Source organism: Vibrio sp. STUT-A16, from assembly GCF_026000495.1.
GTDB classification, from domain to species: domain Bacteria; phylum Pseudomonadota; class Gammaproteobacteria; order Enterobacterales; family Vibrionaceae; genus Vibrio; species Vibrio diabolicus.
Genome location: NZ_AP026765.1, coordinates 2,923,537 through 2,936,749 on the forward strand (window position 1 = coordinate 2,923,537; position 13,213 = coordinate 2,936,749).

At 43.6% G+C, this 13,213-nt stretch carries 13 protein-coding genes; 5 read left to right on the top strand and 8 right to left on the bottom strand.

The window, feature by feature from the left end:
- The first annotated feature begins 17 nt into the window (after nt 1–17).
- Entirely contained in the window at nt 18–278 is a 261-nt protein-coding gene (gene rpsT, locus OO778_RS13880; RefSeq protein WP_005381938.1) for a 30S ribosomal protein S20, read from the top strand.
- 306 nt (nt 279–584) lie between these two features.
- Here the strand turns inward: rpsT and OO778_RS13885 are convergent, their stop codons facing one another.
- Together OO778_RS13885 and nhaR are read right to left on the bottom strand one after the other, a co-directional pair.
- Nucleotides 585–887, bottom strand: a complete 303-nt coding sequence (locus OO778_RS13885) for a metalloregulator ArsR/SmtB family transcription factor (protein WP_005397309.1) — start codon at nt 885–887, stop codon at nt 585–587.
- Between the two features lie 289 nt (nt 888–1,176).
- Complete coding sequence (gene nhaR, locus OO778_RS13890; protein WP_005381942.1) at nt 1,177–2,067, bottom strand: transcriptional activator NhaR; 891 nt, start codon at nt 2,065–2,067, stop codon at nt 1,177–1,179.
- A gap of 386 nt (nt 2,068–2,453) precedes the next feature.
- On the opposite strand from nhaR, the gene OO778_RS13895 reads away from it, so the two are divergent.
- Both OO778_RS13895 and OO778_RS13900 read left to right on the top strand, forming a co-directional pair.
- Entirely contained in the window at nt 2,454–3,599 is a 1,146-nt protein-coding gene (locus tag OO778_RS13895) for a Na/Pi symporter (RefSeq protein WP_031780616.1), read from the top strand.
- A gap of 148 nt (nt 3,600–3,747) precedes the next feature.
- Complete coding sequence (locus tag OO778_RS13900) at nt 3,748–4,890, top strand: flavohemoglobin expression-modulating QEGLA motif protein (protein WP_048626656.1); 1,143 nt, start codon at nt 3,748–3,750, stop codon at nt 4,888–4,890.
- Nucleotides 4,891–4,961: 71 nt separating this feature from the next.
- Here the strand turns inward: OO778_RS13900 and OO778_RS13905 are convergent, their stop codons facing one another.
- From OO778_RS13905 to rppH, 5 genes are all read right to left on the bottom strand, one after another.
- On the bottom strand, nt 4,962–5,813 hold the full coding sequence (locus tag OO778_RS13905; protein ID WP_005381947.1) for a thymidylate synthase: 852 nt from the start codon (nt 5,811–5,813) through the stop codon (nt 4,962–4,964).
- Between the two features lie 9 nt (nt 5,814–5,822).
- Nucleotides 5,823–6,644: a prolipoprotein diacylglyceryl transferase gene (lgt, locus tag OO778_RS13910; protein ID WP_005381948.1), complete on the bottom strand. Its 822-nt coding sequence runs from the start codon at nt 6,642–6,644 to the stop codon at nt 5,823–5,825.
- An 87-nt stretch (nt 6,645–6,731) separates the two neighbouring features.
- Entirely contained in the window at nt 6,732–7,523 is a 792-nt protein-coding gene (locus tag OO778_RS13915; RefSeq protein ID WP_006743341.1) for a sulfite exporter TauE/SafE family protein, read from the bottom strand.
- A 6-nt stretch (nt 7,524–7,529) separates the two neighbouring features.
- Entirely contained in the window at nt 7,530–9,776 is a 2,247-nt protein-coding gene (gene ptsP / locus OO778_RS13920) for a phosphoenolpyruvate--protein phosphotransferase (protein ID WP_047009107.1), read from the bottom strand.
- A gap of 2 nt (nt 9,777–9,778) precedes the next feature.
- The gene (rppH, locus tag OO778_RS13925) at nt 9,779–10,300 is read right to left on the bottom strand and encodes an RNA pyrophosphohydrolase (protein ID WP_005381953.1); all 522 of its coding nucleotides are present in this window, start codon (nt 10,298–10,300) and stop codon (nt 9,779–9,781) included.
- A gap of 619 nt (nt 10,301–10,919) precedes the next feature.
- On the opposite strand from rppH, the gene mutH reads away from it, so the two are divergent.
- A complete protein-coding gene (mutH, locus tag OO778_RS13930) occupies nt 10,920–11,600 on the top strand; it encodes a DNA mismatch repair endonuclease MutH (RefSeq protein WP_264910084.1) in 681 nt (226 codons plus the stop codon).
- Nucleotides 11,601–11,615: 15 nt separating this feature from the next.
- Here the strand turns inward: mutH and OO778_RS13935 are convergent, their stop codons facing one another.
- Nucleotides 11,616–11,927, bottom strand: coding sequence for a DUF6482 family protein (locus OO778_RS13935; protein WP_005397320.1), 312 nt, complete (start codon nt 11,925–11,927; stop codon nt 11,616–11,618).
- A gap of 154 nt (nt 11,928–12,081) precedes the next feature.
- Here OO778_RS13935 and OO778_RS13940 point away from each other — a divergent pair, with 154 nt between their 5' ends.
- A complete protein-coding gene (locus OO778_RS13940; RefSeq protein ID WP_047009105.1) occupies nt 12,082–13,116 on the top strand; it encodes an NADP(H)-dependent aldo-keto reductase in 1,035 nt (344 codons plus the stop codon).
- The last annotated feature ends 97 nt before the right edge of the window (nt 13,117–13,213 follow it).

Sequence of the window (13,213 nt, forward strand, 5' to 3'; positions counted from 1 at the left end):
TTTTGGGAGTTAGACCCTTGGCAAATAGTAAATCTGCTAAGAAGCGCGCTATCCAAGCTGAGAAACGTCGTCAGCACAATGCTAGCCGTCGCTCAATGATGCGTACTTACATGAAGAAAACTGTTGCTGCTATCGAAGCAGGCGACAAAGAAGCTGCAACTGCTGCATTCGCTGTAGTTACACCTATCCTAGACCGCATGGCAACTAAAGGCCTTATTCACAAGAATAAAGCAGCTCGCCATAAGTCTCGTTTCGCTGCACAAATCAAAGCTCTTTAATAGAGTCCTGGTTTTACAGTGAAGAAAAAACCGACCTTGTGTCGGTTTTTTTATATCTACAAAATTTTCTTAATAAAAAAGCTGGCAATGCCAGCTTTTCTTTTTTCTGCACGCCTATTCAAAGGCATCAGCTTATTTACCTTATAAAGCTCAAACTGGAAAGCACCAATAAAACACTTGAGAACAAAGCAAATTGGTCGATGCGCAGCAACTCTACCATCAAAAGTTTAACGCCACTCTCAAATATTCCAACGAGTTAGATTCACAGCCTAAAATGAACGATATATTAGGTATATGTAATTAACGCTAAGCGCTTTCAGCACAATAAAGACTATGCAGTGTTTTTATTAACGCTTTCACTTCATCACTCTTTAATGTGTAGTACACGGTTTGTGCTTCTTTCCTTGTCGTGACTAACTCATCACGGCGAAGCCAAGCAAGATGCTGAGATAATGCCGACTGGCTTAGCTCTAACTTTGCACACAGCTCTCCCACGGACAGCTCTTGGTTATGCAGCATACAAAGGATTTGTAGGCGTCTCTCGTTTGCCATCGCTTTGAGCAACACGACGGCTTTTGCGGAGTTCTGCTCCATTTCTTGTAGATTCATGTGTTGGACCTCTAGCTACAACTTACTTATTCCAACCCTGGCCAGCTTGTTGTGTTGCACTGATTTATATATCTAAGAAAATCAAGATACACTTCCAGAGTCTTCATTATTAGAACCTCTAATTTAGTTGTTAGTGATACACCAATATTATCCACCAAAGTGGAGAATTGATGCGCCATCAATAATTAATAGTTTTGCTCACTAAAACAAGTATCTTGAGTTACTTAGGTATTATTTAGAATTATATTTTTATTGATAGTAATCTATTTATTTGCGCAACGATACGGGTTTACTCAAACATTTGACTGAAATCAGCATCACAAACATTTTTTACCGCTGGGTGTTGGATCATTCGTTCCGCAAAAATCACGTAGTACTCTTCTTTTAACCCATCGACATGACCAATTAGCTGTAGATTTCGGTCGTCCTCAATCTCCGACATGTATACGGTCGGCGCTAAGAAAATTACATCATCGTGATACCGTGCGAAAGCCTTCATCAACGCAACATCATCAAATTCTCCCAACACATTAGGCTGAAGACCTTGACGATCAAACCACTGAATAACCTTACGCCCCATTGCTGTTCGGCTTGCAGGAATCAAAAGCTTTTTCTGTTCCAGAATCTCAGGGAAACGCACATTTTCAATTTCAGAAGAGGCGAAAAAGCTCATGCTGCTCTCACCTAGCTTTTTGCTATAAAGGCCAGGGCTTTGAGTTGAGTCAACGGGACAATCCGAGAGGATCATATCCAGCTTGTGCTGAGACAGTCGTTCAAGTAGCAATTCGTGGGTTGACTCATAACAGCGTAAATGAATACTGTTATCTTCCGGGACAGTCGTCATTAGTACTTTACTGACCAAGCGTTTAGATAACGCATCGGCTACGCCAACTTCAAACAGAATGTTCGAGTGCTGGCTGTAATTGACGATATCTAACATCTCATAACTCAAACCAAACATTCGGTCGGCGTACTTAAAAACAAGTTGCCCTAACTCAGTTGGCTCAACTGTACGACCATTTCGTTTGGTTAACTTTCCTTTCATGCGTTCTTCAAGCGCTTTAATCTGCCCTGTCACGGTTTGCGGTGTCAGGAAAAGCGCATCGGCCGCTTTAGTTACAGAGCCCTGTTTGCACACCATCCAGAAATAATATAGATGGTTGTAGTTTAGATGTGACATGATCAAGTCCCGAAAAGAAAGTGATGCTTTTTATACCAAATGTGACAGAGACAAACAATAAACTCGACAAAACCATACAATACATTACAAAAACATAAGTTTTACCGAATATATAAAATTAACACTGTCATAAAAGTTGAACTGAGGCGCATTTTCTTTCTAAAGAAAACGCAAAAACCACACAAAACAAAAGTCAATTTTATTCATTAAATTCAAAGAGTTAAAAACCTTCATTTTTCCCTACTCACACCACTATCAAAAAGAACAATAAAAATTACTCACAGCAAGAAATCTGTAATATTACTGAAATATTTGTTCTCTAACATCGCCCGCAGTTTCAACTACAGACCGAAAAATGAACTGAAAGGTCAACGGAGAAAATTATGATGAACCAAGCTACTTCAACAGTGGCGCCAATTTCGAGCACTGCTCGTTGGTTACGCTGGGCTAACTTGGCATTCATGTTGTATCTGCTTCTTCTAGCAGTATCTATGGTTGGTAGTGGCTTCAAATGGGCAACTGGCGATCAAGCTAAGGTGCTATTTGAGTTTGCCGCTCACCCTGTTGCAGGTCTAATGATCGGCTTGGTGGCAACAGCCTTAATTCAGTCCTCAAGTACTGTAACGTCTATTATTGTAGGTTTGGTTGCAGGTGGCTTACCAGTAGAAACCGCGATTCCGATGGTGATGGGTGCCAATATTGGTACCACAGTGACTAATACGCTTGTTTCTCTTGGTCACGTACGTTGTAAAGAAGAGTTCAAACGTGCATTTGCAAGCGCAACTATTCACGACTTCTTCAACTTACTTGCTGTTGCTATTTTCCTTCCGTTGGAAATGATGTTCGGCATTTTAGAGAAAGTTTCTCATTGGCTTGTTTCTCCACTACTTGCTACTGGCGATATGAGCATTAAAGGCTTCAACTTCATTAAGCCAATAACAAAACCAGTTGTGGGTGCAATCAAAGAGCCACTTTCAACATTCGGTGATACTGTTGGTGGCATCATGCTTATCGTTTTGGGTATTGCGACAATCTTCGTTGCAATTACGGTAATGGGTAAGCTAATGAAGAGCCTAATGGTTGGCCGCGCACGTGAAATTTTGAAAAACGCGATTGGTCGTGGCCCTATTCACGGTATTGTATCGGGTTCAATCGTGACTGTGTTGGTACAATCTTCATCAACAACAACTAGCTTGATGGTTCCACTTGTGGGTACAGGCGTTCTTAAAGTTCGTGATATTTACCCATTCACGCTAGGTGCAAACATTGGTACTTGTATTACGGCGCTACTAGCAGCAACAGCCGTATCGGGTGAGTTTGCGGTATTCGCGCTTCAAATCGCTCTGGTACACCTAGTATTTAATATCATGGCAACGCTGTTTATCTTTGGTATTCCGTTCCTACGTGAAATTCCAGTGAAAGGCGCTGAGATGATTTCTGAAATGGCTATCAAGAACAAAGCTGTTGTCGGTGGCTACCTAATGTCTGTATTCGTTATTTTACCAGGCGCGATCTTAGCCCTAACGACATAACAATAACTTACATACCATCGCTTATTGTTTAGGCTCCACATTGTGGGGCCTTTTTTGCGTTAATGACGCTGTTCAAATTCGTTGTCTGGTGATAATTTGAGCCATACCAGCATACTTATGCTGGGCTACCTCATTTGGAGTCGACAACATGACGCAGCTTAATGGCACTATTTCTGATCAGCTACTCGCAATAGACGAAAACCTAACTCAACTGGTTGCTGATATTGATATCCTCAGTAGCGTGAATCCTCTCAATTATGCTCAGGAAAGAGAGCGCTTTATTAAGAACAAATACTCTCAAGAGCCTAACTTCCAATACTCAACCACCAATCTAGATACTCACAGCGCAAAACGACGTCTGTATGAACTGCCTTTAGAAAATATTCAAGACACCCAATTACAAAAGCTGTACGCGGATGTGATTCAGTCTTACGCAGATAAATTGGATCAAGTGAATACTATCGGTACACAAGAGTTTCTTTATAACTCCTTGCGCTATTACGGAGAGCCGAGCGCCAAAGATATTGCCAACGCCCATTTCATTTTACACCTTCCCACGGAAGAAGAGAGCAAACCGCAGCATGATAGCCGCGCGATAGCACACTTCATGCAAAACTTTGCTCAACGTAATGGATATGAGTGTGAAATACAGGTGTTGGATGGGATGTTAGCAAACGCACTCGTTTCGGGGTCTCGAGTCAAAATTAACCACGCAGCATACATCACGACCGATGAGTTAGAGGCTCTCGCACATCATGAAATGGGTGTACACCTTCTTACTACGCTTAACGGTCGTCAACAACCGCTAAAGGTCCTGAGCTTAGGGTGCCCAGCTAATACAAACACCCAAGAAGGGCTGGCTATATTGTGTGAATATCTGTCAGGACATTTCAGTATCAAACGCCTAAGAACCTTAGCCTTACGAGTCCTGGCGGTAGAGTCGATGATCAAGGATCGCGATTTCCGCCATACGTTCATGCTATTAAAAGAACAGTATAAAACGTCTGACCTTCAAGCATTTACAACGACTGCTCGTGTGTATCGAGGAGGCGGTTTGACGAAGGATTACTTGTACCTCAGAGGGTTCCGAGAGGTGCTCAATGCCTACGATAAACTGGGCAATGACTTTTCATTGTTGCTATGTGGGAAAACAGAACTGAAGTATTTTGAGCTTATCCGCTCATTAGTGAGCAAACAAATATTCACCCAACCCAAGTTTATTAGCCCGGCACTGTCTGCACCGATGCAGACCAACCCTATTCACCGCTATATTGTCAGTGCACTCAAGTAATATCTTCAAAGTACGAAAAAGCAAAAAAGCTCCATTCGGAGCTTTTTTCATATCTTGAAGAACAATACTGGTTACACTGAGAATGGGTAACGAATAGGGTCGTGATGCTCGTATCCTTCAACCCAAAAATCATCCAGTGTGACCCATGTTTCCAGATCTTCTAGAGACTTAATCTCTGGATTGATGTGGAACGTCGGCGCTTTTAATGGTTCACGTTTCAACTGAACATCACGCATCAGTTCAAGCTGATCTTCATAAATGTGCGCATTCACAATCTTATGAAATGCCTGACCAGGTTTCTTGCCCGTGATTTGCGCCATGATCGCCAAGAACACGTAAACTTGAACCATATTGAAGTTTAAGCCAAGCGGTACATCACACGAACGCTGAGTACTGTTCAGGTATAGCGTATCATCCAGCAATGAAAAATGGTGGCTATACATGCAAGGACGCAAGCACCCCATGTGGAATTCACCCGGGTTGTAGAAGTTCAAGATTTCACCGCGATCATCAACACCACGCGTTAAGTCATCCACTATCTTGCGTAATTGGTCAACATGCCCGCCATCAGGCTTCGCCCATGCGCGCCCTTGGACACCGTAGACACGGCCCATGTCGTCTTCACCTTTACGGTATGGATTATTTAACCAAGCATCATTTAGGTTGGCATTGGCATCCCAGGTTTTCGTGCCCAGCTTACGAAAATCTTCCGCATTATCGTAACCACGAATGTACCCTAGTAGCTCTGCAACGGCCGCTTTCCAAAAACTTTTACGTGTGGTTACCAACGGAAATTGATTGTTCGCAACATCGTAGGTTAAATCCGCGTTGATTACGGTCAGGCAGCGCTTGCCTGTACGCTCATTTTCAACCCAAACACCTTGGTCAACGATGCGTTGACACAAATCTAAATACTGTTTCACACCAATACCTTACTTCGTCTTTTGTGGTAACTCGTCTTTGTAATGACCACGTTTGTATGCCCAAACCATCATTAGGACACCGATAACCACCATTGGCAGGGATAAAATCTGTCCCATGGAAATAAAGCCACCGAATAACCCCAAATGAGCGTCTGGTTCGCGCACGTACTCAACTAGGAAGCGGAATGTACCATATCCAGCTAAAAATAGCCCTGAAACAGAACCTAAAGGACGAGGTTTCTTGATGAACCAATTCAAGATGAAGAAAAGTACGATACCTTCAAGCGCCATTTCATAAAGCTGCGATGGATGACGTGGCAGTGGACCGCCATTTGGGAAAACGATCGCCCAAGGTACATCTGTTACTCGGCCCCACAATTCGCTGTTCATGAAGTTACCTAAACGCCCCATACCCAAACCAAATGGCACAAGCGGCGCGATAAAGTCGGCAACACCGAAGAAAGTTCGCCCGTTTTTGTGTGCATACCAGAACATCGCGGTAATAACACCCAGTAAGCCCCCGTGGAAAGACATACCACCGGTCCACACTTTAAACAGATACAAAGGGTCAGCCAAGAAGAGCTCAAAATTGTAGAAAAGCACGTAGCCTACACGACCACCAATCACCACGCCAAGGAAGCCTGCGAACAACAAATCAGAAACCTGTTCTCGTGTCCAACCACTTCCCGGCTTATCCGCACGTCGGTTCGCCAACCATAGGGCGAACATAAAGCCCACAAGGTACATCAAACCGTACCAACGAACCGAAACAGGACCAATAGAGATTAAAACCGGATCAATATTGGGAAATTCAATATATCCCTGAGACATAAATCATTCTCTTCTTATCACAACAAAATAAATATACCCAAGTAACCTCTAGATGCTTGGTTCAGCGAGAATGACTTGGGTACAAACTTAGAGCAGCATGGTCGCTGCTACAAACATTAAGAACACCGCGAATATCTTTTTTAATACCGCAGTTGGAAGGTTAGTTGCCAGCTTTGCGCCCACTTTTGTTGTGAGCATCGAGGCCATGGCAATTGCTAATAAAGCGGGAAGATAAACATAGCCAATACTGTATGAAGGCAAGCCTTCTACTTTATAGCCATGTAAGATAAAACCGATCATACCAGAAATAGCAATCACGCAACCACAAACGGAAGATGAACCTACCGCTTTACGCATTTCTATCCCGTGTTTATTTAAAAATGGGACCGATAGTGAACCGCCACCAATACCAGCAAGGCTTGATACGACGCCAATCCCCGTGCCATACGCAACGGTCACCGGGCTGCTCGGCATAGGTTTACTGCTCGTAACTTTAATGGAACGGAACATTTGTACTGACAGGCAAAGAACAATGACACCAAATACTTTCGGCAAGTAGTGCGTAGGGATCCACTCAGCAATATTGGCACCGACAAAACCACCTATAACCACACCTGGCATCAACCATTTTACGACGAACATATCGACATTGCCGAGCTTAAGGTGATTCATCGCCGATGAGCCTGACGTGACAATAATACTCGCTAACGAAGTGGCTAGGGCCATGTGCATACTCATTTCTGGAGAGATTCCAGCAAGAGGAAGCAAATACAACAAGGCAGGAACAACAATCAAACCACCACCGATACCGAGTAACCCCGCCATCACACCCACAAAAGCGCCTAGCGCCAACAATAACAAAAATAAAGAGACGGTCACGATTTCCTACTTTTTACCTGCACGGATAAAGCCCGCAAAACCCTGTTGGATGAAGAAGTCATGCATCATTTGATGAATGTCCTCCCCGTAGGACTTTGTCATTGCTTGCTCCGCTAATTTTTCTAATTCTTCTTGTTGGCTATGACGAATCAAATATTTCACCTTAGCCACGTTGGAGGTGTTCATACTCAAACTGGTATACCCTAACCCAAGTAAGAGAAGAGCGCCAAATGGGTCGCCAGCTAACTCACCACAAATACACACTGGCACCTGATACTTATCGCACACGTCATGGATTTGCTTAAGCGCTAACAGTACCGCAGGATGCATAGATTCATAGACATCCGCGACGCGCGAATTGTTCCTATCAACTGCTAATAAATACTGGGTTAAATCGTTTGTCCCGACAGAAACAAAATCAACACGGTGAGCAATCGTTGGCAATAAATACACCATTGATGGCACTTCGATCATGACCCCAACTTGTGGGAACTGAATTCTATCATCAAGCAACACGGCTTCGCTGTGAGCTTGATTAATCAAGCTAATGGCATCGTCTAGCTCTTTTACCCCTGACACCATTGGCAATAAGATACTTAAGTTTCCGCTTTCAGCACTCGCCCTTAACATTGCACGCAGCTGGATCAAGAAAATATCTGGGTGATCCAATGTAAAACGAATGCCACGCCAGCCTAAAAACGGATTATCTTCTTCGATGGGCAAATATGGCAAAGGTTTGTCACCACCAATATCCAAAGTGCGCATCACCACTCGTTGATTCGGATAACTGTTGAGTATCGCTTGGTATTGATGATACTGCTCATCTTCTGACGGAAAGTGATGCTGAAGTAAAAATGCAATCTCAGTTCGGTACAACCCAACACCATCAACACCTGTATTGATGGCAATATTACTGTCTGCACTGAGTCCTGCATTCAGCATAATTTCGATATGGTGATTATCTTGCGTAACCGCAGGGAGTGCGAGGTCCTTGTTTACCATGGCAAACAATTCAGACTCTTCACTTACTAAACTGCGATACTCTCGCAATAATTGACGGTTTGGCTCTAGGAAGATCTCGCCCGTATAACCATCCACTATCCCGAGTTTGCCATTCACCACATCCGGGTTAATGTTGGCGCCCATGACTGCGGGAACTCCAAGTGCGCGAGACAAAATAGCCGCATGAGAGTTTGCGCCACCTTCTAGTGACACGACGGCTAACAAAAACTCTTTAGGTACAGACGCGAGCAAGGTGGCTGTGAGTTCATTCGCCACCAAAATAATGGGACGATCAATTGCAGAATTTTCTTGCTCACTGTTGTGCAGAAAATAGAGCAGCCTTTGCCCTAACTCTCGGATGTCTTGCGCTCTCTCGCGCATGTAGACATCCGACATTCTGGCAAATCGATTCGAGTATGATTCTACCACTTGGCGTAACGCCCAATCGGCCCTGTCTCCTTTTTCAATCTGCTTCTTCAAATCACCGCGAAGCATCGGATCATTCAGTAAGTGAGTAAACAGATCGAAGATCGCCAGCGCATCTTTGTTGATTTCACTGTCCAGCTTTTTCCGCATACGGCGAAAGTCATTTAACGCTCGCTCTATCGCCACCAGCAATGTCTCGTGCTCACGTTCTTTATCTAACGTGGACGAAGGGAAAACATCCGATAAACTCGGCTGGGTATTGTCGAACCAAAACTCTCCAATCGCGACACCAGTAGATGCAGGCAAACCTTTTAATACCGTGGGTTTAGATGCCAACTGCCAATGCCCAAGATTCTGCGCATGCGCAATAAGCACTGCTAGCTGAGCGGATAACGTGACAAGAAACGACTCTTCCATCTCACTGAACAAGCGCGGTGTTTTTTGCTGGATCACCAACACACCTAAAACTTGTTTGCGATGAATGATTGGAGTGGCTAAAAAGGAGTGGTAAATCTGTTCACCGAGTTGAGGGAAGAATTTAAACTCGGGATGTTTTGAGGCTTCGGCAAGGTTGAGTGGCTCTGCGCTTCGTTTAACCAACCCAACCAAGCCTTCATTGAAGTTGATATGAATACTATCACCTTCAAAAATAAGGCCTTGAGTTGCCATTAACTCAAGGCGCTGCATTTCTTCATTAGCAAGATAGATAGTACAGCACTCAGTGCGAAGGGCAGCACAAGTCTCTTTCACCAATATATCGAGTGCCAGATGCACATCATCGACCCTGGAGACTTTCTCAACTATTTCCCTTAGCTGACTGAGCATGATTATCCTCTACGTTGCTTTTTTCTTTTCCCTTTCGCTTTTCTCTCTCGAAAAGGCATGGCTAAGGATGCAAACTCTTTCATCGCTCGTCGATAAACATCTCGCTTGAAAGAAACAACTTGCCTAACTGGATACCAATAACTCACCCAGCGCCAACCATCAAATTCAGGGGATTTTCCGCGTTGCATATTAATACGAGATTCATCGCATTCTAATCTCAGCAGAAACCATTTCTGTTTTTGGCCGATACAAACAGGCTTGGAGTCCCAACGCACCAATCGTTTTGGTAGCTTATATCTTAACCAATGACGACTTGTTGCAATGATCTTAACGTCTTTTTTCGTTAAACCGACTTCTTCATATAACTCCCTGAACATGGCTTGTTCAGGAGTTTCACCTTCGTCAATTCCACCTTGTGGAAATTGCCATGAGTGTTGCCCGTATCGTTTAGCCCAGAAGACCTGACCATGGTTATTACATATCACAATACCAACATTAAGTCGGTAACCATCGCCATCTATCACTGGCTAACCTCTATGAATAAATTTTTTATTACCGTGATTTTTCCACATATCCCCATTACTAGCAAACTTACTGATGTGATATGAGCAAGATTTATTACCTTTTCACCATATTTGGATATCTTTTAATCAAATCATACCTTATCAACACAAGAGTGAGACATTGCCCACATTTATTCACCTTTTCTGTGAATAACTTTGTGAAGAATTCAATTCAAATGAGTAATTCAGTTCAATCCCATCAAAAGCAAAACAAATAAAGAAACAAGAAAATAAAAATAAAACATTGATAGAAAAGTATTTATTTTTAAAAATAACGATAAATCGATCTTCAGTTTCTTGATGATCTTTTCACCAAACTCAGATCGGTCAAAGATCCACCAATAGGCTATTTATCCACACTCCCCTGCTATTCGTTTAGATGATTACAACAAAATCAACCCCAAAAATGCATTTTAACCCCTGTTTATTCATACAGACCCCGTCAGGATCTTATCAATACCTCCTCCATCTGTGGATAAGTTATGAATTGATCGTTCTTACACCGCCTCGGTGAAATCTTAAACAGTAGATTTGGCCGGAGTTTGATAAACTATATTTTTTGTAATACCACCTTGTGACTATGAAACCAGAACCACAAACAGAAGCAGAGCTATTGGAACGCGCTCATGATATGGCAGGACTTAGCTTTGCAGAGCTGGCCGCCGAGGCGAATATGATTGTTCCTGAAAACTTAAAACGTGATAAAGGTTGGGTGGGTCAATTACTCGAATGGCATTTGGGCGCTCCGGCTGGCAGTAAACCTCAACAAGATTTCGCAAAACTAGGGATCGAGTTGAAAAGTATTCCGATCAGTTACTCTGGCAAACCTTTAGAAACAACCTTTGTTTCTGTGGCTCCCCTCACTGGTGTTCATGGTCTTACATGGGAAACAAGTCATGTTCGAAACAAGCTATCTCGTGTGCTTTGGGTACCAGTGGAAGGGGAACGAGAAATTCCACTTGCAGAAAGACGTGTTGGTAGCCCACTGATTTGGTCACCAGACGACGAAGAAGAGCGTATTTTACGAAACGACTGGGAAGAGCTAATGGAGATGATCGTCTTGGGGAAATTTGATCAAATTTCCGCCAGACACGGAGAAGCGCTACATCTTCGCCCTAAAGCCGCGAATGCAAATGCCCTCACCGAAGCATATAGCTCAAATGGCAAGCCGATAAAAACTCTGCCCCGAGGTTTTTACCTCAGAACACAGTTTACTGAGCAGATCTTACTCAAGCACTACATCAGCACGCCATCTGAGTAATGTTGTTTCCACCATTTAGTGCGTCACGAGCGATAACTCGATATCACAGTACGAGGCTGCCTCTTCAGTGCCACATTCGTCATACGCATTGTGCAGCCTTAAGTACGCTTTATCTACCCCTAACCTCAGCAGCTCTTCTTTCACCAAATCTAGCGAACCGAAATGTATCGGATCTTCACCGTCTTTAATCGGCTCAAGTTGATGCTTGTACTCCACTGCTAGCAAATAGTCAGAGACATCAGAACACCCAATCACAAATACTTTGGGAGTTTTATAAGTATCTTTATGGGGACCGTGTAACCACATGTCCAATTGATGCTTCTGCATAACGTACCTCCTTTACACGATCATTTAAGTGTAGTTAGGCTATGTATAGCTTTCGAGTTTGGTCTTCCTTTATACGTAAATCATTTGCGATAGCGGTTAAAAATCCCCTATATTGGAATCACTTATTTAGTCGGTAACTCTTCAAGGACGTGATATGCAATACACAAAACTACCGCACTCATCACTTGAGATCAGTAAAATCTGCCTCGGAACCATGACGTTTGGCGAGCAAAATACAGAAAAGGACGCCTTTGAACAGCTCGACTTTGCCCTTGATCATGGGGTGAATTTCATTGATACCGCAGAGATGTACCCTGTACCTCCCAAAGCGGAAACGCAAGGACTCACCGAGCAATACATCGGGAATTGGTTAGCAAAGAGCGGCAAACGTGAAAAAGTTGTGCTGGCAACAAAAGTGGCTGGCCCTCGCGGTGTCCCTCACATCCGAGACAACATGAGCCTTAATCGTCGCCACATCCATACAGCAATTGATGACAGCCTTAACCGCCTGCAAACGGATTATGTCGATTTATACCAATTACATTGGCCTCAACGTCAAACTAACTGCTTTGGTCAACTCAACTACCCTTACCCAGACAAGCAAGAAGAAGTCACATTAATTGAAACCTTGGAAGCGCTGACTGAGCTAGTGAATGCAGGCAAAGTACGCTACATCGGTGTATCAAACGAAACGCCATGGGGTGTGATGTCATTACTGCGTTTAGCTGAAAAGCATGATTTGCCACGCATTGTCTCGATTCAAAACCCATATAACTTGTTGAACCGCAGCTTTGAAGTGGGCTTGTCTGAAATCAGCCACTATGAAGGTGTCCAGCTACTGGCCTACTCTCCACTGGCATTTGGCTGCCTAAGCGGCAAATACTTGAATGGTGAGAGACCAGAGGGTGCTCGATGCACGAAGTGGGAGCGTTTTGCGCGCTACTTTACTCCTCAGGGGATAAAAGCGACCGAAGCTTACGTCAATTTAGCCCAAGAGCATGGTTTGGATCCTGCACAAATGGCACTCGCATTTGTCAATCAGCGCCCATTTGTAGCATCTAATATTATCGGCGCGACCAACCTCGACCAATTAAAAGCCAACATCGACAGTATCGACCTAAAACTAAGCGATGAGCTCCTTACTGAGATTCAAGCAATTGGTACAACCTACTCGAATCCATGCCCTTAACAGTAAAGCTCCCCTCAAACGAAAACAGCTGACCTTCAAGGTCAGCTGTTTATCAAATGAAGTATGACTTCATATCGCACGTTAAGCGTGTTGAATG

Excerpts from the sequence above, each read along its gene's own strand:
- lgt (WP_005381948.1), bottom strand. The coding sequence starts at position 6,644 with ATGTCTCAGGGATATATTGAATTTCCCAATATTGATCCGGTTTTAATC.
- nhaR (WP_005381942.1), bottom strand. The coding sequence starts at position 2,067 with ATGTCACATCTAAACTACAACCATCTATATTATTTCTGGATGGTGTGC.
- OO778_RS13900 (WP_048626656.1), top strand. The coding sequence starts at position 3,748 with ATGACGCAGCTTAATGGCACTATTTCTGATCAGCTACTCGCAATAGAC.
- mutH (WP_264910084.1), top strand. The coding sequence starts at position 10,920 with ATGAAACCAGAACCACAAACAGAAGCAGAGCTATTGGAACGCGCTCAT.
- OO778_RS13895 (WP_031780616.1), top strand. The coding sequence starts at position 2,454 with ATGAACCAAGCTACTTCAACAGTGGCGCCAATTTCGAGCACTGCTCGT.
- OO778_RS13935 (WP_005397320.1), bottom strand. The coding sequence starts at position 11,927 with ATGCAGAAGCATCAATTGGACATGTGGTTACACGGTCCCCATAAAGAT.
- ptsP (WP_047009107.1), bottom strand. The coding sequence starts at position 9,776 with ATGCTCAGTCAGCTAAGGGAAATAGTTGAGAAAGTCTCCAGGGTCGAT.
- OO778_RS13885 (WP_005397309.1), bottom strand. The coding sequence starts at position 887 with ATGAATCTACAAGAAATGGAGCAGAACTCCGCAAAAGCCGTCGTGTTG.
- OO778_RS13940 (WP_047009105.1), top strand. The coding sequence starts at position 12,082 with ATGCAATACACAAAACTACCGCACTCATCACTTGAGATCAGTAAAATC.